Raw genomic sequence first — 18,566 nt, 5'->3', positions numbered from 1 at the left:
TCGTTTAAAAATAATACCAAAATTGGGTAAATTATTTTGAAAGTGCCCCATTAGTTTAGGTGGTATATTACAAATGTAAACAGTAGCACTGCTAAATATCTGAATAATAGGTAATATTCATAAAAAATAATGAGCTGTTAGCTATTTACTACTATACTAAATTAGTGATAAATAATTTTTATGATAAATGGGGTAGCTCTATTTTGCATAAACAATTAATCTGGGTGTCATCTAAATATGATTTAAAAGAATAGAGGCCTATTTTATTTCTAGTTAGGCAAGGATAAAGGCAGAATAATAAAATGATAGATCAAAGGATAACTGCATCGACACTCAACGAGTCACTTATTTTACGTTTTAAACAAACGCGACAAGTAACACGAAGCATTATAAGTGATTTATCAACAGAGGATTGCCAATTACAGGCAATGGCAGATGTAAGTCCTAGCAAGTGGCACTTAGCCCATACAAGTTGGTTTTTTGAAACGTTTTTACTCAAGGCCCACATGGCCAATTACACTGAGTTTAATAAATATTACACCGTGTTATTTAATTCTTATTATAACGGCATTGGTTCGCAATTTAGTCGTGCCCAGCGGGGCTGCTTATCAAGACCGAGCTTGACTGATATCCTAAGTTATCGTGAATATATAGATAACCAAGTAACCACACTTTTAAGTGCAACAGTTAATCATGAGCACTTTGAAATAGTTGAGTTGGGCATTAATCATGAGCAGCAGCACCAAGAATTAATGTTAATGGATATAAAGTATAACTTTTCAGTTAACCCTATTTTTCCAAGCTACCGCAAAAATGACGATAAACCCAGTAAACACACTTCATCATCTGCAATGGTATTTTACGACTTTGACCAATCTATAATTAATATTGGAGCGATGAGTGAAGGCTTTAGTTATGACAATGAGAGACCTTGCCACCAAGTATTGAGCCATGACTTTAGTTTAGCTAATAGGCTGGTAACAAATGGTGAATACTTAGCCTTTATAGAAGCGAAAGGCTATCAGAATCCAGAGTATTGGCTAAGTGATGGGTGGGCACATATTAATACACTCGATACTAAAGCACCGCTTTATTGGCATTTAATAGAAGGGTGTTGGTTTGAGTTTACTTTACATGGCTTAAAAAAACTTGATTTAAATGCCCCTGTTTCACATGTTTCTTTTTATGAAGCCAGTGCTTATGCGGCCTTTGCCGATGCTCGTCTGCCTACTGAGTTTGAGTGGGAGCGAGCGGCGAGTTCGCCTGAGCGTGCTTTATTTTCTCAGTTGGATGATTGCTGTTGGCAATGGACAAACAGTAGTTATTTACCCTATCCCGGATTTCAACCTATTGCTGGTGTTGCTGGTGAGTACAACGGAAAGTTTATGAGTAACCAAATGGTACTACGTGGTGGTTGCGCACTAACTCCAGATAAACACTTACGTGTTAGCTATCGTAACTTTTACTATGCACATCAAGCATGGATGCAAAGCGGAATTAGACTCGCTAAGGATAAATTATGAACCAAATTCAAGGTGACTTTAAGTTAACTGAGATGATTGATAATGATTTTTTAAATGATGTAACTACAGGACTTGTACAACAGCAAAAAAACTTACCATGTAAATACTTTTACGATGATGCGGGCGCTGCTCTTTTTGAACAAATAACTGAATTAAATGAATATTATGTAACCCGAGCAGAACTTTCAATTTTAACTAAGCATAGCCAAGCTATTGCACAGTTATTGCCAGATAATTTATCAATAATAGAGCCAGGCTGTGGCTCAGGCAAAAAAATTGCTTATTTACTGGCACATTTAAAAGCCGTTAAAAATTTTGTACCTTTTGAAATATCTGCAGAAATGTTGAACTATTCTCTTGCACATTTAGGCCCGTTATTTCCAACATTGGCAATCAGCCCATTGCTTGGTGATTTTACTGACAGTCACATGGTAAAACAGTTATCAGTAGAGCATGCATTAGATAATCAGACCAACTTAGTGTACTTTCCAGGTTCTACTATTGGCAACTTCTCACCAGTAAAAGCAATCGAGATCTTAAAAAACTTTAACCGATTGTGTGGTGTAGGCGGCTATGTATTGGTCGGAATTGATTTGGTTAAACAAAGGCAAGTGCTTCTTGATGCCTATGACGATAAAGCGGGGATTACTGCTGCATTTAACAAAAATTTATTGCAGCGTATTAATAATGAATTAGGTGGTACTTTCATGCTCGAGCATTTTAGCCATGAATCGCGCTTTAATGAGCAACATAGTCGTATAGAAATGCATTTAGTCAGTGATATCGCACAAACAGTTACTATTGATGGTCAATCAGTTAGGTTTGAAAAAGGAGAGAGTATACACACTGAAAATTCGCACAAGTACACACTCGAATCATTTAATAACTTAGCCAAACAAGCCAATTTGTCATTAGAGAATACCTGGCAAGATGATAAGAACTACTTTGCCTTATGCCTATTAAGGCCAATTTGAGTCTATTAAGCTTAGCTAATCGTAGTCAGTTATAGTTTGTTGTAGCTGAGTGTTTAATTCACCAAGCGGTAGTTACCTTATTGATACCCGTGTATATAAATATTTTCCTCGGTTATTTCTATCGGGAACCTACCAAATGCTTGCAGGCTATCTAAAAATGCATTGCTTGATGTTGTTGTATTCTCGTACCTTCCCGTTGCAGCATTTTGGCTTTTGTTAAAGCGTATTATTTTCACTGCATATATTTCCTTAAAGTACGTAGGTCCCCCGCATACACACCCATCTGCTAAGTGGTCATCAATAACATCTAACGTATGAATCTTTTGTAATGATCCGTACTTATGCTCACGTACAAAAGCTATTTGAAATATCATTTGAAACTCTGTTAGCTTTTTGAAAACATGCTTCCATTTAGTATTATTCATCAAAGCGACAGAATAATTAGCAATTGCAGAGTCGATTCTTTGTTGTACTTTACTCAATGATTAAGCCTCTTTACGGTTTAGTTTACGATTGCTGTGTTATCAAACATAAACAGCCATTAGGGCACAATATAATATGAAACATGAATGACAGCGCTTTATAAGAACAGCATGTATGATTACCAAGGTTATGTAAACAGTAAGCTATTCAGTTTAGACTAAGTTGGAAATTTATATAATTAACAAAAGCCTGTATGAAATAGTCAAACCTATGGGGCGTACGTTCGGTAAATTAATGTTAGAAGTGTTTATCAATAACTCACTAAACCATTTGGTTCATAAAACTTGCACATTAAATAAATCATAAAAAGGGTTAAAGTTTGAAAATTGAATATACATTAAAAGAATCCGAGTTTCACCAAGCGGTCAAAATAAGCGTTAAAAACAATAAAATTTTACTACCTATCTATCTAACTATGGGAAGCATTTTTTTCGTTGCGGGTTTACTAACAGGCATGTATTTATTGTTTTTCACACCGTTGGTATTTGGCTTTTTAGGCTTCTTAGGTGCCCAGCTTTGGCTCATGCCTTATATTAGTAAAAAGCATTTTACGCAAAATAAGGCGATAGCAAGTTATACTGAAGTTGAATTAACTCCTGAGTATGTTACCCATAAGAACTCCCAAACAATCAGTAAGTTTACATGGGAAGAGATTCATAAATGGGCTAATACTCCAGATCTTTACTTAATTTATATTAGCAATCAGTTTTTTCATATAATACCTAAACGAGCTGTAACAGAGCATGACGATTTTATAGCTTTAATGAGCGAAAAAGTTGGTCCTGCTGAATTAACCTAATTAGATTGTAAGTTAAATTACTAATTACAATAGGAAACTATAGCAATACAAATGAAAATAACCTCAACAGAAAATATATCAATAGAATTACATTCACCAGAAGTTAATTCCCAAGGCTGGGTTGATTTTTATTGTGTATCCTTAATCGGGAACGAATTAAGTGCTAATATTCGTGTTACTAATCATGTATACGGTGAAAGTCCGATAGATTTTTTCAATCAGTTATTTCAAAATAGAAATGGCTGGGAAGGTGAAAAATCCTGGAGTGCCCTCGAAGGGGAGTTTCAGCTTTTCGCAACTTCTGACAAAACAGGCCATATAACTTTAACAGCAAAACTATGTACAGGGACGTGGGAGCCTTTTTGGAGTACCCAAGTTTCACTTATTATAGAGTCTGGACAATTAGAGCATTTGATTTCTGAAGCAGAAACCTTTTTTCATCCAACAGTAATAGAATAAAATTTACAATTTGTTGTATTAATTTATATAGTGAGCGTTTGGTTTTTATGCCATATAAAATGAATGAGCATCAATTCAGTGCAGTGTTATCTTTAAGTGCTGAAAAACGCAGTCGCCATTTTATTGAGCGAGTCGCAGATTGGGAACAACTCTGGGGTGTGAAAAATGATGACGGTTTCTTTTTTTGTATAAATGCTGAAGGCATGAAATCGGTTCCTGTGTGGCCGCATCCCGATTATGCAGACGTTTTCACAAATAGCATTGAGAACTACGCTGTATGTGAACTATCGTTACATGAATTTATAGATTACTGGTTACCACTTTTTAAAAACGAAAGTATTAATATAGCAGTGTTTCCAAACCAACAATGGGTATTTGATGAAATTGAACCTGATGTATTAAGTGAACTTTTAAACCAAGAAACCTCTCAATACGTTTAAATTAAATAATGTTGAGCTTTAAATTGACACATTTGCTATTAAAAGGAGTACTTTATAGCTATATAAAAAGTGCTAGGTTAACTGATATTGATGACATTATTTTTTAATTGATAATTAATAACAGCACCGCTCGGTGACTCCTGTATTAGTACGGCGTGAGTTTGGGCGCTTAGTGATTTTATGATAGGTGCTATTATACTCAGTGCTGAACCTGTTGCATTATCTTCGTTGACGCCAAAATAAGGTGCAAAATACCTAAACCTCCATTGCGTCTGATGTCGTTTGTTTTTCGTTTTTTGTAAAATAATTAAAGCGAAAGGGTGGAGCTTCAGCTGTTCCACGTTAACCTTTAAATTTTTTAGGGATACTTCACTATCAATTAACGCCGTTGTATAACCCTCATGGCCAGTTGTTTGATAAAGCCTCTTTAAAGTTACCGGAACTGCTTTTGATAATATCTCAATATTGTTAATAGTGTTACTGATGATAGGTGCTAGTTGAAGTTGTAATGCGCCATTTTGACTTATTATCTTAAACTCTTCATTACTTACAATCCCTTTACCCCTTCTAAATACAGCCGGACAATACCCTTGGTATTTTTTTAAAAAATAGGCCGCCGCTAATGTACCGTGACCGCAGCGAAGAATTTCTTTATTTGGATTAAACCACCTAATTGCACATTTTGGTTTGGATATATCGGCTTTATTTAAAAAAACAGTGGCGGGTTGATCTGTTTTTTTTGCTATTTTCTGCATCATGAATGTAGTCAATCCATGTGTATAAATAACAATTAATGCAGATGAACCTTGTTGGTGTGTCTTTGTATGATAAAAAACACGCTCTATACCCACAAACTGCACAAAGCGGGTTGCTTTGTGCAGTGAGCCGGCTAATAAGTAAGGATACTTATTATTTCTTTTGGGCATAGGCGTCGTTGTGAATACCTGAGGCACGGCCTGAAGGATCTGCATTGTTTTGAAATGATGCATCCCAAGCTAGCGCTTCAGGAGTCGAACATGCGACAGACTTACCGTGTGGTACGCATTTAGCCGCGGCATCACCTGGAAAGTGTGATTCAAAAATACGGCGATAAAAATATGCTTCTTTTGAATCAGGCGTATTAATAGGATACTTGAAGTGGGCGTTAGCTAAGTCTTGGTCACTTACTTGTTCAGCGACATATTCCTTTAAAGTATCTATCCAGCTGTAACCTACGCCATCAGAAAACTGCTCTTTTTGGCGCCATAAAACTTCATCAGGTAAGTAACCTTCAAAGCCTTCGCGTAATATATGTTTTTCGATTTTTTCATCTATACACATCTTTGCTTCTGGATTTATACGCATGGCGGTATCAACAAATTCTTTATCTAAGAAAGGAACTCGTGCTTCAACTCCCCAAGCCGCCATTGATTTATTGGCGCGTAGGCAGTCAAACATATGTAGTTTTGATACTTTGCGATTAAGTTCTTCATGAAACTCTTTTGCATTAGGCGCCTTATGAAAATACAAGTAACCACCAAATAATTCATCAGCGCCTTCGCCTGATAGTACCATTTTAATACCCATAGCTTTAATTTGACGAGCCATTAAATACATTGGGGTTGATGCACGAATTGTTGTTACATCATAAGTTTCAATGTGGTAAATCACTTCTTTAAGCGCGTCTATACCTTCTTGAATCGTAAAATGGATAGGGTGGTGAATTGTACCAATCTTATCAGCTACTTTTTGTGCTGCAGCTAAATCCGGTGAACCTTCAAGACCAACAGAAAACGAATGAAGTCTTGGCCACCATGCATCGCTTTCGTCGTTATCTTCAACACGTTTAGCAGCAAAGCGCTGTGTGATTGCTGAAATTACAGAAGAGTCTAAACCACCAGAAAGTAATACACCGTAAGGTACATCACACATTAACTGGCGTTTTACGGCCGCCTCTAATGCTTCTTTAACGTCTTGGGCTTGTGCGCTGTTATCTTTAACTGCATCGAATGTTTCCCAATCACGTTTGTAATAAGGCTTAAGCTCACCATCTTTACTGTAAAGGTAATGACCAGGTGGAAACTCTTCAATCTGCTTACAAATAGGCGATAATGCTTTGAGTTCAGAGGCAACATAAAAGTTACCATGCTCGTCATGCCCAGTATAAAGCGGGATAATACCGATATGGTCGCGTCCAATAAGGTAGGCGTCTTGCTCTTCATCGTATAAGCAAAAAGCAAAAATGCCATTTAGGTCATCTAAAAACTCAGGCCCTTTTTGTTTATATAGGGCTAAAATAACTTCACAGTCAGATTGGGTTTGAAAAGTGAAATCGGTTTCTAAATTTGCTGCTAGCTCTTTGTGGTTATAAATTTCACCATTAACAGCTAAAATATTTGTTTTTTCTGGGTTATATAAAGGCTGTGCACCACTTGATACGCCGACAATAGCTAAACGTTCGTGCACTAAAATAGCTTTGTCTGATGAATAAACACCTGACCAGTCAGGTCCGCGATGACGTAGTAATTTTGACATTTCAATTGCTTGGCTTCGCAATTTGCTAGGATCAGACTTTATATCTAATACCCCAAAAATTGAACACATAGTGACTCCTCATTCCAATTATGTGTGCAGCTAACCATTCGCTAACTGCTAACCTTTGTTTTAACAGAAATATTTAACTAAGTCACATAGCTTTTAGAAAAAATATAGAATAATTAATGCACCACTATAGTGCTAGGTGCACCAAAATAGTCGGTGGTGAGGGGGTTATTTCGCCATTTGAATTTACTAGACCGATTGTGAGCACTTTCGGCGCTATCACTACACATTTTACTATGCAGTGCGCGCCATTTTGGTGCGTTGATAATTAATTTTTTTGTAAAGCAATCATCCATTGGTTTAAATGGCTGTCTAGTTTTCGCTGGGCTTTCTCAGCAGTTGCTAAATCAACATATTCAAATTGTACATTATCACCCGTTTTAAACTGTGCAAACTGATGTAGATCTGCGCTTATTACGGTACCGAGTAACGGGTAACCACCAGTCGTTTGACAGTCATTAAGTAATATAATGGGTTCACCATTAGGCGGTAGTTGAATGCTCCCTGGTTCAACGCCTAATGATGGCAGTGAATGGTTATGCTCAAGAGATATGTTGGCAGCAGATAAACGTAGCCCCATTCGGTTACTTTGCGGGGTAATTTGCCATTTTTTATTAATAAACTCATTGAGTTTTTCCTTGCCAATAAGTTCACTGTGGGCGCTGGAATGCAGACGAATAATACGACGTTTAGCCGGAGCCATAGCCCCTTTTTCTGGTTGAGGGTTGGGTTGTGTATTGAAGTTTCCAAACGTAAGCTTATCATCGCTTGCCAATGCGCGAGAATTGAAGCCGCCAAAATCAGCGCCTAAATCAGTTGATGCGCTATTCATCACAGTTGACACATCAATACCGCCTTTAACAGCTAAATAACACCTAAATCCATTACGTGCAGAGGCAAAGGTAAGCGTTTGACCTTGTTTTACTTCATGTCGCCAGCCGGGGTAAATGGGGGTGTCATCCAGTTTTGCTTTTAAGTCAGCGCCTTGTAAAGCAATGCTCGTGTCGCATTGGAATTTTAATTCAGCTAAACCTAAAGTAATTTCAATTACCGGGGCATTATCAGTATTATCAACAAGTCGATTAGCAATAATTTGTGAATACTTATCAAGTACACCTGATTTAGCCACGCCAAGGTGTCGAAAACCTGCGCGGCCAGCATCTTGTACACTCATTTGTATTCCAGGTTTAATAATTGTCAGCATGGTTAATCCTCAACTACAAATTCTAGTGTGTCACCGGGTGCTATAGTGCAAGGTGTTTCTTTACTGGTGTCAAATAAAGGATGATTTGTATGACCAATAATATGCCAGCCTCCAGGTGAGTCAGCAGGATAAATAGCGGTTTGATTGGCACCAATAGCAACCGAGCCTTTTGGTACGCGGGTGCGTGGCTCGCTGCGTCTTGGGGTGGTGAGCTTCTTATCGAGCCCGTGTAAATAAGCAAAACCTGGTTGGAAGCCTAAAAACAACACCTGATAATGTACCTGGCTGTGTAATTGGATAACTTGAGATACCGATAATTTATGTACTTGTGCAACGTAATCTAAATCAGGGCCATGAACACCACCATAGCGGGTTATTATTTTGTGGTGCGAACCTTGATGCTGCTTTTCATCTACTTCTTGCCACCAATTTGTTAAGGTCGTTTGCCAAAAAGTTAGCTCATCACTATTTATTAAATACACGGTTAATGAATTCATTGCAGGGACTACATCTACAAAAGCTTTAGATTCATTACATTTGGCAACCAAAGCCCAAATTTTTTTTTGAATCGATAAGATGTTATCACCAAGATGTGTTGCATCTAAAAGTAAGCTGTTATTACTAAGAATATAGGTAGCTACGCTTAAGTCTTTAGTCATCACTTATAACTTTATTAATAATTGATTAAACTAAGCTAACACAAATGACATAAAATGTTGATAGCGTTATTTATTGTTATATATCCAAGCGATCTAAAGATGTGAGTTTCAGTTAGAATTAAAAAGTGATTTAGGCAAGACATTTTGAGGCTGTTTGGGTATATATAAGTGACTACGCATAAATGTAAGCCTAACACTTATGCGCAGTCAAATGGCTTTAGTCTTTTAATAGCCATTCACTTAATAAACGAACTCCGTAACCTGTACCTCCTGGTGAGATTTCTCCTTTACCTTTAGTCGCTAGCGCATTACCAGCTATATCAAGGTGTACCCAGCGAGTTTCTCCAGCGAAATGCTCTAAAAAGCTTGCTGCTGTTGTTGCCCCAGGACCGCTAGAACCAATATTTGTAAGGTCAGCAATAGGTGACTCAAGGGTTTCTTTATAGCCTAAAGGTAAGCGCCATAAATTTTCATTCACTTGTTTACCCGCAAAGGTTAATTCAGTCACAAGTTCATCATCTGAAGAAAATACTGCTGCGTAATCGTTTCCTACAGCGCCAATTTTTGACCCTGTTAACGTCGCTATATCAACCATAATCTCAGGTTTATAGTACTCACGTGCATACCACATTGCGTCGCTCAACACTAAGCGTCCTTCAGCGTCAGTATTTAAAATTTCTACACTTAATCCTTCAGCAGTATTAACTACATCACCTGGTGCGACAGAAAACTGTGAGACCATATTAGCTGCCATGCCCATTACGGCTACAACATTCTTGTCCGCTTTGGCTAAGGCCATTGCTTTTACGGTGCCTAATACCGCAGCAGCACCTGCCATGTCCGATTTCATCCGCGCAATTGACGAGCCAGTCTTTATACTATAACCACCAGAGTCAAAGGTAATTCCTTTTCCGACTAAAGCAATAGGAGTATCATTTGAGCCTTTGTAGTGTGCAACAATGAGTCGTGATCCTTGTTCGCTACCACGGCCAACAGCTTCAAGTGCTCCCATGCCAAGCTCTTTCATTTTTGAGGGTTCTAAAACCTTTACCTCAACCCCTAATTCTTGAAGTTTTTTAGCCGCATTCGCAAAATCAACAGGGGTCATTTCAGTGGGAACTTCAGAGGTTAAGTCTCGCGCCAAGAAAACACCAGCTTGAATGCTTTTAAGTACTGAATACATCTTATCAGTGGTTTTAGAATCGTTAACATCAAAGGTATAGTTAACTGTATTTATGCTCGGTTTTTGTTTGTATTTTTCAAAGCGATGATCACGTAAGTTGATACCATGAGCAAAGTTTGCAGCTAAATCACTATTATTAATAGTTCCTTTTATACCTTCAAATGCAACACTTGCTGTTGTCGTTTTATTTTTTAGTAGGCGAGCATGAATATCTCCTCCTAACTTTGCTGCCGCCGCTTTATCAAAAGAGTCTTGTTCACCAGTGCCGACAATCAGTATACGTTCGAAACCGCTGTCGTGCGGGGCTAACAGCTCAACTACGCTGCCAAGTTTGCCAGTAAATTTTTCAATTTCAATTGCTCGCTTAAGCTGCTCTGTAAGTTGCTTATCTTGGGTACTTAAAGAGTACTGCTGTTCATTTTTACTATAAAAAACGACCAGCGCTTGCGCCTCGTCATTAATGCTCGATGAAAAGTTGAACTCAGCGGCGTTAAGCTGCGTACTTAATGTCATTGTTAGTGCTAAAGCCGATGCTTTAAATAGTTTACTCATGATAATGATACCTTTTAATTATAATATCAGGGGTTGTACCTTAATTAGACTACAAGGTTAAGTTATACACGCTGAGTGTGCAAAAATTAGCGATTAAAGCAGTATAAATTTGAAATAAAGTTGTTTAATGCATGGTCTACTAAAATAAGCAATTACCTAGTAAGGAATTAATATATTGAATAAATTAACAAAGGCAGGTTTTATTCTGTTTGTTATTGGCAGTACAGGTGTTACTTTTTCCTCTACCGCAGCTCAAAACAGCAAAACACAAGCCACCATGCATGTGCAAACATTGGTACTAGGTTCTGGTTGTTTCTGGGGCGCAGAGAAACGCTACGAAGCATTAAACGGCGTACTGGATGCACAATCTGGTTATGCAGATGGGAGCGGATTTCGTGCTAGTTACCGTGAAATTACAAAAGCGTCACGTAGGCACGATGAAAATAATTACGCTGAGGTAGTTAAAGTTACCTTTAATAGTACCATCATCAGCGCAGAAGCTTTATTGAAAAATTATTTTGAAGGCCATGATCCAACTAAAAAAAATCGTCAGGGCAACGATATTGGTACGCAATATCGCTCAACCGTTCTGACTTCCAGCTCTGAACAACTTGCTACTGCAAATACAATCAAAGATGAGTATCAGAAAAAGCTTACCGCAGCAGGTTATGGTGAAATTAAAACAATCATTAAACCGCTAACTACGTTTTATCCGGCTGAGGAGTATCACCAAAACTATTTGGTCAAAAACCCTAATGGATATTGCCCTGATCACTCAACTGGCGTAGTGTTTGAAAAACGTCAAGAAGAGCAGGTAAGTAACAAGGCATTATTAGCTGGAAAACACATTGTTATTATAGATTCTCGTGATTACTGCCCCTATTGTGAAAAGCTTAAAAAAGAGGTGCTTAACGATTATAAAGGTTCTATTCCCGTTACTTTTCGTAAAGCTGATCAACTTGACGGTTTAACAATTAAGTCAGCAACTTGGGCAACTCCGACTATACTGTTTATAGAAAATGGAGAAGAAGTTTATGGACGACAAGGCTATGTAACCAGTGAAGATTTTTATAAAGCACTTGGCGCATTTAAGTTAGGTAATAGTCAAGGTTATGATGTTGCTTTTGACTCTGATACAGATAGGCCTTATTGTAAGGAATATAAAGAATTTAAAAATACACCGGATGGTATTTTTATCGATAAGCTAAGTGGTGAAGCTTTATTTGATACTCGTGAGCGTTTTGACTCTGGCACGGGTTGGTTATCCTTTACTCATCCTATTGAAAGTAATATCACTGAGCACGAAGATAATAGCTGGGGTATGCGCCGTATAGAAATTCGTTCTAAAACATCTGGAATACATTTAGGACATATGTTCCCAGGCGAAGGGCCACAGGGTCAAGATCGTTATTGTATAAACGCTACAGTACTTGAGTTTGTGCCGCGGGTAGAAAGTTAATCTTTACAAGATTTAAAAGCTTTAGACAAATAAAAACAGCGCCATAGAGCGCTGTTTTTATTTGTCTAGTATAGGGTATTTAGTATTAAAGCGATAAATTCTGTTTAGCGCGATTAAGGTTATGTGAAACCAAATCGTTACCTGAAACATTAACTGCTTCATAAAAATCTGATAGTCCAGCCGTATTATTATTTGCCATTATACGTGCGATGCCACGGTTACTTAATGCAAAAGAAGTTAATTCACGACGCTTATAGCCAGGTACTTTACTGTTTTTTAGTAAGGTAATTGCCTGTGTACATAACGTTTCTGCATCGACAAATTTTTTCATTTTTATATTTGCGGCGCAGCGGTTAAATGCAAGTTCATATTTACGTTCTAAATCAATACTTTGTTCTACATTACTACTTAATACAGTTTCGTACTGGCCTGAAATAATTGCCTGAGATGTTTGCAAGTCTTTAATAACCATTAACTTATAGTCACTTTGATCAGCGACTGCTACAGCTGAACAAGTTAAAAGAGCGGTAAGTGCAATGCGTTTCAAAAGTGGGTTAAACATAATAAAAATCCTCTGGTTAAGTTGGTGTTCATCGCCAACAATTAAATTCTAGGATCTTAGCCTCAATGCGACAAACGATAAAAATAAACCTAATGAGTGAATTTTTCTAACTTGTAGACTTTAGTCTTATGCTTAACTTAAAGAGCAAAATTAAAGTTGTAATAAATTTTAACTTCCAAAGAGGTGTTGCTAAAGTTGAGCATAATTAAGTAGGGTTCAAGAGTTACCTACTTTATGCACTAATACAGAGCACCACGGTATTTTATATCTATTTTAAATACTGAAACGTATCTACCATCCATTTTGTAAATAAGTCTAGTGATGGGTTACTTTGGTTAGACTCATGCTGGACAAGATAATATTTGTCTTTCGTTTTATATGGAATATCCGTTAATTTATGGAGCCATTCTTCATCAAGCCAAGTTTGACTAATAGGTAGAGGAATTAAAGCAATGCCCATACCTTGTTGGGCGGCGCGAGTCACCCCAAACATACTGTCTATTTGGATAATTTGCTTAGGTGAAAAATCATCAACACCCGCATGATCAGCCCATTGATGCCAAGACCATGGACGAGATTTATGTAAGATCAGTGGGACTTGGTTTAAAGCATCGAGTGGATCTTCTTTCCAGCGCTGTAGGTTTTGTTTATTACATGCAGGGATATATTCAAGAGCGAATAACTCATGTACTAAACCGTCAATAGGCTTGGATGATGATAAAACAACTGATACATCGCTTAGCTGACTCAGTTCTTTTCTGGTTTTCATGGTATTTAGCTGTAAATTAATATTAGGATGCTCGGTAGTCCATGCACTCAGTTTAGGCATTAATAATTCGCTGGCAAAAAACTCAGGTAGGGTGATGCTAATACTAACGTTTTCTTGTAGCTGACTAAATTCATTAATAGTACTTTCAAGTGCTTTAACTAAAGGCGATACGGAATCGTAAAAGTTTTTACCGGCTGAGGTGAGACTAATTGAGCGAGTTTGTCTCTCGAATAGATCTATACCTAATTGTTCTTCCAATTGCTTTATCTGATGACTTACGGCTGAAGGGGTTAAAAATAGCTGATTTGCAGCTTCTTTAAAACTTAAGCTTTTTGCTGCGACACAAAATGAGCGTAATCCACGAATAGGCGTTTGCATAATAACTCTATTTCATCCATTCATTAATATTATAAGTTAAGCAATTAATGACCCAACTTGTTAAGTGTATAATAGCCCAATAATGAGTGATCATATCAGCATTTTATTACCAAAATAATGTTTTAAAATAAAATGTGCATCATAGAAGTGCAAATAGGCTGTGAATAATAACTAAAAAAAATCCCTCTTGCGAGGGATTTTGGGTAACTCAGCGCCATTGGCACTGGGAATGAGGTCGGTACAGGGTTAGTTGGTGGCTTAAACAGCCATCTCAGGAACGTCACCGTCAACAAGTAATTTACCTGCTGTTTTACTAATTATTTCATCGACTGAGACACCTGGTGCACGTTCAATTAGATGAAATGCGCCGCCTTTTACTTCAAGCACGGCTAAATCAGTTACGATTTTCTTTACACAGTTAACCCCAGTTAACGGTAAAGTGCAACTTTCTAATAACTTAGAGTCTCCATGCTTACTAGCATGAGTCATCGTAACAATAATATTTTTTGCACCAGCGACTAAGTCCATCGCGCCGCCCATGCCTTTTATCAGCTTTTTAGGGATCATCCACGATGCAATAGAGCCATGCTGGTCTACTTCAAACGCGCCCAATACAGTTAAGTCTACATGACCACCCCGTATCATGGCAAAGCTATCTGCACTATTAAATATGGCAGCTCCTGTCGCTGCTGTCACGGTTTCTTTACCCGCGTTGATCATATCAGCATCAACTTCATCTTTACTCGGGTAGGCACCCATGCCTAATAGACCATTTTCAGATTGTAACATTACTTCGATACCGTCTGGAACATAGTTTGCCACAAGAGTAGGGATGCCAATGCCTAAATTAACGTAATAACCATCTTGTAGTTCTTTTGCTACGCGCATCGCAACTTGTTCACGTGATAATGCCATTGTTATTGCTCCTTAATCGCAAGTAGTGATACGTTCAATGCGTTTTTCAAAGTTATTACCTTTAATCACGCGGTTAACAAAAATACCTGGAGTATGAATTTGGCTTGGCTCAAGTTCACCTGGCTCTACAATTTCTTCTACTTCGGCGACCGTAATTTTACCTGCTGTGGCGGCCATTGGGTTGAAGTTCATCGCGGTATGGTGAAACACTAAATTGCCATAACGGTCTGCTTTCCACGCTTTTACAATTGCAAACTCACCCGTGATCGACTCTTCTAAAATATACGGGCGACCATCAAATTCTTTTACTTCTTTGCCTTCAGCAACCGGTGTGCCATAACCTGTGGCGGTATAAAATGCAGGTATTCCAGCACCGCCCGCACGCATTTTTTCAGCAAGTGTGCCTTGAGGGGTAAGTACGACATCAATTTCACCGCTTAGTAATTGCTGTTCAAATAGGGCGTTTTCACCTACATAAGAAGCCACAATTTTTTTAATTTGTTTGTCTTTTAATAAAATGCCCAGACCAAAATCGTCGATTCCACAATTGTTTGATACCACCGTAAGAGCTTGAGTTCGTTTTCTTTTTATTTCAGCAATTAAGCCCTCAGGAATACCACAAAGACCAAAGCCTCCAGCGATAACCGTATCGCCATCTTTTAAACCTGCCATTGCAGCTTCATAACTTGAAACTACTTTATCGAAACCGGCCATTAGCTTACTCCTTCATTATTCACGGTGTTTTTAAGCGCAAGAGAAACCTTGCTCATGGGTTGTTTATTGAGTGTGCTACAAATAATCCAACCTGCTTTAGCTAGTCTTTCTAAATCAATTCCATGTTCAATGCCAAGTCCTTGTAGTAAGTAAACAACATCTTCGGTGGCAACATTCCCTGACGCACCTTTAGCATAAGGACAACCACCAAGGCCAGACACTGCACTGTCAACTGTTGCTATACCGCGGTTTAGGGCCGTGTAAATATTTGTGAGCGCTTGGCCGTAAGTATCATGAAAATGTACAGCAAGCTTGGACTTATCAATATGCGTTAATAGCAAGTCTAGTAGAGCATTTACTTTTTTTGGATTACCAACTCCAATGGTATCGCCCAAGCTTATTTCATAGCAGCCTATTTCAAGTAGTCGCTGTGATACTTTGAGTACATCTGCAATATCAACATCACCTTGATATGGACACCCCATAACGCAGCTAACATAGCCCCGTACGCGAATATCATGCTGTTTAGCAAAGTCCATCACATCTTTAAAGCGGTCGATACTTTCATCAATTGAGCAGTTAATGTTTTTTTGGCAAAATACCTCACTGGCAGCGGTAAAAATTGCAAACTCTTTAATGCCTGCTTGATGAGCTGATTCGCCGCCGCGTAAGTTTGGCGTAAGCGCGCTAAAATTTATATTATTAAGTTCCGGGCACTTATTTAGCTGATTAATTACGTCAGTGGAGTCAGCCATTTGAGGCACCCATTTCGGGGATACAAAGGCGCCAGCTTCAATATCTTTCAATCCCGCTTTTGCTAAAGCGGTGATAAGCGCTACCTTGTCATCTGTACTAACACTTGTTTCATTCTGTAAGCCATCACGAGGGCCGACTTCAACAATACGGACATGTTTTGGTAGGTTGTTTGCACTGTCAGCCATTACGCCTCCTCATCCTCAACAATAGCAAGAAGGTTGCCATGGCTCACTAGTTGACCTTCAGCGAAGCAGTAGCTTTTTAATACACCATTGTGTGGCGCAGTTAAGGTGTATTCCATTTTCATGGCTTCAATAATTACCACTGCGTTACCTTTGGTGACAGTATCGCCAATCGCCATTAAGTGCTTCACAACAGTACCATTAAGTGGGGCTGCAAGCGGAAGGGCATCGCTTTCATGGTCACTAATATAGTGTTTACTTAATAACTCAAAATGTGCCTGTAGTGCGTTTACCATTACAGTAATGTCAGCACCTGTACTATAGACATGAGCGGTGTGTTTATCACCATTAATAAATACATTCCACAAGCTATTATTCACAGTACCTGATGCTGTATAGTCAACCCCTTGAAGACTGATTGTATAGCCCTCAGCGGTTTTAGTGGCTGTGATTTCATCGTGATCAACAAACGGTATTTTGATGACTCTGGCGCTATTTAATTTAAAACCCGATAACTGTTGCCATGCATTCGCCTCGCATCCAGCTAATCCAACAGCATAGCTAAAAGCAGCAATGATAGTACTTACTTTTGTAAGATCAGTATCGACGGCGACGAGTTCTTTACCTTCATCGGCAATAAAATGCGTGTTTGGTGCGCTTTGCTTAAAGACTTCGTGGTTTGCAAGGGTATGTAAAAAGTTTACGTTACAGCTAAAGCCCGCTAGATGAAATTGCTCAAGTGCTGTTGATAAACGCCCAAGAGCAGCATCACGGTTATCATCGTGTACAATTAATTTTGCGATCATCGGATCGTAAAATGGACTTATTTCATCGCCACAGGCAACACCAGTGTCGACACGTATAAACTCAGATTCAGCAGGTATGTTCAACGCTGTTATATACCCTGAGCAAGGAATAAAGTCATTGCTTGGATCTTCTGCATAAATACGCGCTTCAAAACTATGGCCTTGCGTTTGTATATCAGCTTGCTTTAAAGGAAGCGGCTTACCTGCTGCGACATTTATTTGCCATTGAACTAAATCTACGCCAGTCACCATTTCTGTAACCGGGTGTTCTACTTGTAAACGGGTGTTCATCTCCATAAAGAAAAATTCATCACCACAAAATAAAAACTCAACAGTACCCGCGCCGCGGTAGTTAATCGCTTGCGCGCAGCGTACAGCCGCTTCACCCATTTCTTTGCGTAACGCGTCAGACAAACCTGGAGCAGGGGCTTCTTCAATTACTTTTTGGTGACGGCGCTGTAATGAGCAATCTCTATCGCCTAAATAAACACAGTTGCCGTGACTATCAGCAAACACTTGAACCTCAACATGGCGTGGTTTATTGACATAGCGCTCAAGTAATACAAGATCGTTACCAAAACCTGTAATGGCTTCGCGCTTGGCGCCTTCTAGTGCGTCCATAAATTCTTTACTGTTTTCAACCACGCGCATGCCTTTACCGCCGCCGCCAAAGGCCGCTTTAATAAGTACTGGGTAACCAATTTTTTCAGCTTCAGCATGTAAAAACTCGGCGTCTTGGTTATCGCCATAATAACCAGGTACTAAGGGTACATTGGCTGCTGCCATAATTTCTTTTGCACGTGTTTTTGAGCCCATAGCTTCAATACTACTTGCTGGTGGGCCAATAAATGCAATGTTATTGGTTTCACATACTTTAGCAAACTCGCTGTTTTCAGATAAAAAACCATACCCTGGATGAATGCAATCAACGGCCGCTTGCTTAGCGACTGAAAGTATTTTTTTAATGTCTAAGTACGAGTCTTTACTTGGCGCAGCGCCAATGTGATATGCTTCATCGGCGAGTTTAACGTGCTGAGCGTTTTTATCTGCATCAGAATAAACAGCAACGGTGCTTAATCCCATTAACTTTGCGGTGCGCATAACCCGACAGGCAATTTCACCACGGTTTGCGATAAGGATTTTTTGTAATCTAGATGTTGTCATGGGTA

The 18,566-nt window shown here is 38.7% G+C and carries 18 protein-coding genes; 6 read left to right on the top strand and 12 right to left on the bottom strand.

Annotated features, from left to right (window positions below; genetic code table 11):
* Nucleotides 1–302 precede the first annotated feature (302 nt).
* Nucleotides 303–1,523 carry an ergothioneine biosynthesis protein EgtB gene (egtB, locus tag ACT3RM_RS02595; protein ID WP_441835028.1) on the top strand — a complete coding sequence of 407 codons (1,221 nt, stop codon included), beginning with the start codon at nucleotides 303–305 and terminating at the stop codon, nucleotides 1,521–1,523.
* Nucleotides 1,520–2,497: an L-histidine N(alpha)-methyltransferase gene (gene egtD, locus ACT3RM_RS02590; RefSeq protein ID WP_441835027.1), complete on the top strand. Its 978-nt coding sequence runs from the start codon at nucleotides 1,520–1,522 to the stop codon at nucleotides 2,495–2,497. The genes egtB and egtD overlap by 4 nt, the downstream gene beginning before the upstream one ends.
* A gap of 77 nt (nucleotides 2,498–2,574) precedes the next feature.
* Here egtD and ACT3RM_RS02585 read toward each other — a convergent pair whose 3' ends face one another.
* Nucleotides 2,575–2,979, bottom strand: coding sequence for a DUF6678 family protein (locus ACT3RM_RS02585; RefSeq protein ID WP_441835026.1), 405 nt, complete (start codon nucleotides 2,977–2,979; stop codon nucleotides 2,575–2,577).
* 320 nt (nucleotides 2,980–3,299) lie between these two features.
* Here ACT3RM_RS02585 and ACT3RM_RS02580 point away from each other — a divergent pair, with 320 nt between their 5' ends.
* From ACT3RM_RS02580 to ACT3RM_RS02570, 3 genes are read left to right on the top strand one after another with little or no spacing between them, the layout of a single operon-like run.
* Nucleotides 3,300–3,779 (top strand): YcxB family protein, encoded by a 480-nt coding sequence (locus ACT3RM_RS02580; RefSeq protein ID WP_441994544.1) that lies wholly within the window; start codon nucleotides 3,300–3,302, stop codon nucleotides 3,777–3,779.
* A 51-nt stretch (nucleotides 3,780–3,830) separates the two neighbouring features.
* Nucleotides 3,831–4,238 (top strand): DUF6228 family protein, encoded by a 408-nt coding sequence (locus ACT3RM_RS02575; protein WP_441835024.1) that lies wholly within the window; start codon nucleotides 3,831–3,833, stop codon nucleotides 4,236–4,238.
* A gap of 59 nt (nucleotides 4,239–4,297) precedes the next feature.
* Nucleotides 4,298–4,678: a DUF2750 domain-containing protein gene (locus ACT3RM_RS02570; RefSeq protein WP_441835023.1), complete on the top strand. Its 381-nt coding sequence runs from the start codon at nucleotides 4,298–4,300 to the stop codon at nucleotides 4,676–4,678.
* 77 nt (nucleotides 4,679–4,755) lie between these two features.
* On the opposite strand, the gene ACT3RM_RS02565 is transcribed toward ACT3RM_RS02570, so the two are convergent.
* The 5 genes from ACT3RM_RS02565 to ACT3RM_RS02545 all read right to left on the bottom strand — a co-directional run bounded on the left by ACT3RM_RS02565 (nucleotide 4,756) and on the right by ACT3RM_RS02545 (nucleotide 10,856).
* Nucleotides 4,756–5,604: a PhzF family phenazine biosynthesis protein gene (locus tag ACT3RM_RS02565; RefSeq protein ID WP_441835022.1), complete on the bottom strand. Its 849-nt coding sequence runs from the start codon at nucleotides 5,602–5,604 to the stop codon at nucleotides 4,756–4,758.
* Nucleotides 5,588–7,261 (bottom strand): asparagine synthase B, encoded by a 1,674-nt coding sequence (gene asnB, locus ACT3RM_RS02560; protein ID WP_441835021.1) that lies wholly within the window; start codon nucleotides 7,259–7,261, stop codon nucleotides 5,588–5,590. Before asnB ends, ACT3RM_RS02565 begins: the two co-directional genes overlap by 17 nt.
* A 265-nt stretch (nucleotides 7,262–7,526) precedes the next feature.
* On the bottom strand, nucleotides 7,527–8,462 hold the full coding sequence (locus tag ACT3RM_RS02555) for a biotin-dependent carboxyltransferase family protein (protein WP_441835020.1): 936 nt from the start codon (nucleotides 8,460–8,462) through the stop codon (nucleotides 7,527–7,529).
* Nucleotides 8,463–8,464: 2 nt separating this feature from the next.
* On the bottom strand, nucleotides 8,465–9,121 hold the full coding sequence (gene pxpB / locus ACT3RM_RS02550; RefSeq protein ID WP_441835019.1) for a 5-oxoprolinase subunit PxpB: 657 nt from the start codon (nucleotides 9,119–9,121) through the stop codon (nucleotides 8,465–8,467).
* Between the two features lie 217 nt (nucleotides 9,122–9,338).
* Nucleotides 9,339–10,856, bottom strand: coding sequence for a leucyl aminopeptidase (locus tag ACT3RM_RS02545; RefSeq protein WP_441835018.1), 1,518 nt, complete (start codon nucleotides 10,854–10,856; stop codon nucleotides 9,339–9,341).
* Nucleotides 10,857–11,070: 214 nt separating this feature from the next.
* On the opposite strand from ACT3RM_RS02545, the gene msrA reads away from it, so the two are divergent.
* A complete protein-coding gene (gene msrA, locus ACT3RM_RS02540) occupies nucleotides 11,071–12,315 on the top strand; it encodes a peptide-methionine (S)-S-oxide reductase MsrA (RefSeq protein WP_441835036.1) in 1,245 nt (414 codons plus the stop codon).
* A gap of 85 nt (nucleotides 12,316–12,400) precedes the next feature.
* Here msrA and ACT3RM_RS02535 read toward each other — a convergent pair whose 3' ends face one another.
* From ACT3RM_RS02535 to ACT3RM_RS02510, 6 genes are all read right to left on the bottom strand, one after another.
* Nucleotides 12,401–12,877, bottom strand: coding sequence for a hypothetical protein (locus ACT3RM_RS02535; protein ID WP_441992954.1), 477 nt, complete (start codon nucleotides 12,875–12,877; stop codon nucleotides 12,401–12,403).
* Between the two features lie 268 nt (nucleotides 12,878–13,145).
* A complete protein-coding gene (locus ACT3RM_RS02530) occupies nucleotides 13,146–14,024 on the bottom strand; it encodes a LysR family transcriptional regulator (RefSeq protein ID WP_441834778.1) in 879 nt (292 codons plus the stop codon).
* Nucleotides 14,025–14,282: 258 nt separating this feature from the next.
* A complete protein-coding gene (locus ACT3RM_RS02525) occupies nucleotides 14,283–14,939 on the bottom strand; it encodes a 3-oxoacid CoA-transferase subunit B (protein ID WP_441834777.1) in 657 nt (218 codons plus the stop codon).
* A gap of 12 nt (nucleotides 14,940–14,951) precedes the next feature.
* On the bottom strand, nucleotides 14,952–15,653 hold the full coding sequence (locus ACT3RM_RS02520) for a CoA transferase subunit A (RefSeq protein ID WP_441834776.1): 702 nt from the start codon (nucleotides 15,651–15,653) through the stop codon (nucleotides 14,952–14,954).
* Entirely contained in the window at nucleotides 15,653–16,594 is a 942-nt protein-coding gene (locus tag ACT3RM_RS02515; RefSeq protein ID WP_441834775.1) for a hydroxymethylglutaryl-CoA lyase, read from the bottom strand. Before ACT3RM_RS02515 ends, ACT3RM_RS02520 begins: the two co-directional genes overlap by 1 nt.
* Complete coding sequence (locus ACT3RM_RS02510; protein ID WP_441834774.1) at nucleotides 16,594–18,561, bottom strand: acetyl-CoA carboxylase biotin carboxylase subunit; 1,968 nt, start codon at nucleotides 18,559–18,561, stop codon at nucleotides 16,594–16,596. The genes ACT3RM_RS02515 and ACT3RM_RS02510 overlap by 1 nt, the downstream gene beginning before the upstream one ends.
* Nucleotides 18,562–18,566: the final 5 nt, after the last annotated feature.

The sequence above is a fragment of the Pseudoalteromonas sp. AOP7-A1-14 genome (genome assembly GCF_052376275.1).
Lineage (GTDB): Bacteria > Pseudomonadota > Gammaproteobacteria > Enterobacterales > Alteromonadaceae > Pseudoalteromonas.
Note: the sequence above shows the minus strand (reverse complement) of the source record. Positions and strands in the feature narration are given on the sequence as shown.

What these genes read in the sequence shown, in the direction of transcription:
- ACT3RM_RS02535 (WP_441992954.1), bottom strand. Translation starts at nt 12,877, where the DNA reads ATGTTTAACCCACTTTTGAAACGCATTGCACTTACCGCTCTTTTAACT.
- pxpB (WP_441835019.1), bottom strand. Translation starts at nt 9,121, where the DNA reads ATGACTAAAGACTTAAGCGTAGCTACCTATATTCTTAGTAATAACAGC.
- asnB (WP_441835021.1), bottom strand. Translation starts at nt 7,261, where the DNA reads ATGTGTTCAATTTTTGGGGTATTAGATATAAAGTCTGATCCTAGCAAA.
- ACT3RM_RS02570 (WP_441835023.1), top strand. Translation starts at nt 4,298, where the DNA reads ATGAATGAGCATCAATTCAGTGCAGTGTTATCTTTAAGTGCTGAAAAA.
- ACT3RM_RS02520 (WP_441834776.1), bottom strand. Translation starts at nt 15,653, where the DNA reads ATGGCCGGTTTCGATAAAGTAGTTTCAAGTTATGAAGCTGCAATGGCA.
- ACT3RM_RS02565 (WP_441835022.1), bottom strand. Translation starts at nt 5,604, where the DNA reads ATGCCCAAAAGAAATAATAAGTATCCTTACTTATTAGCCGGCTCACTG.
- ACT3RM_RS02510 (WP_441834774.1), bottom strand. Translation starts at nt 18,561, where the DNA reads ATGACAACATCTAGATTACAAAAAATCCTTATCGCAAACCGTGGTGAA.
- ACT3RM_RS02575 (WP_441835024.1), top strand. Translation starts at nt 3,831, where the DNA reads ATGAAAATAACCTCAACAGAAAATATATCAATAGAATTACATTCACCA.
- ACT3RM_RS02525 (WP_441834777.1), bottom strand. Translation starts at nt 14,939, where the DNA reads ATGGCATTATCACGTGAACAAGTTGCGATGCGCGTAGCAAAAGAACTA.
- egtD (WP_441835027.1), top strand. Translation starts at nt 1,520, where the DNA reads ATGAACCAAATTCAAGGTGACTTTAAGTTAACTGAGATGATTGATAAT.
- egtB (WP_441835028.1), top strand. Translation starts at nt 303, where the DNA reads ATGATAGATCAAAGGATAACTGCATCGACACTCAACGAGTCACTTATT.
- ACT3RM_RS02530 (WP_441834778.1), bottom strand. Translation starts at nt 14,024, where the DNA reads ATGCAAACGCCTATTCGTGGATTACGCTCATTTTGTGTCGCAGCAAAA.
- ACT3RM_RS02555 (WP_441835020.1), bottom strand. Translation starts at nt 8,462, where the DNA reads ATGCTGACAATTATTAAACCTGGAATACAAATGAGTGTACAAGATGCT.
- ACT3RM_RS02515 (WP_441834775.1), bottom strand. Translation starts at nt 16,594, where the DNA reads ATGGCTGACAGTGCAAACAACCTACCAAAACATGTCCGTATTGTTGAA.
- ACT3RM_RS02545 (WP_441835018.1), bottom strand. Translation starts at nt 10,856, where the DNA reads ATGAGTAAACTATTTAAAGCATCGGCTTTAGCACTAACAATGACATTA.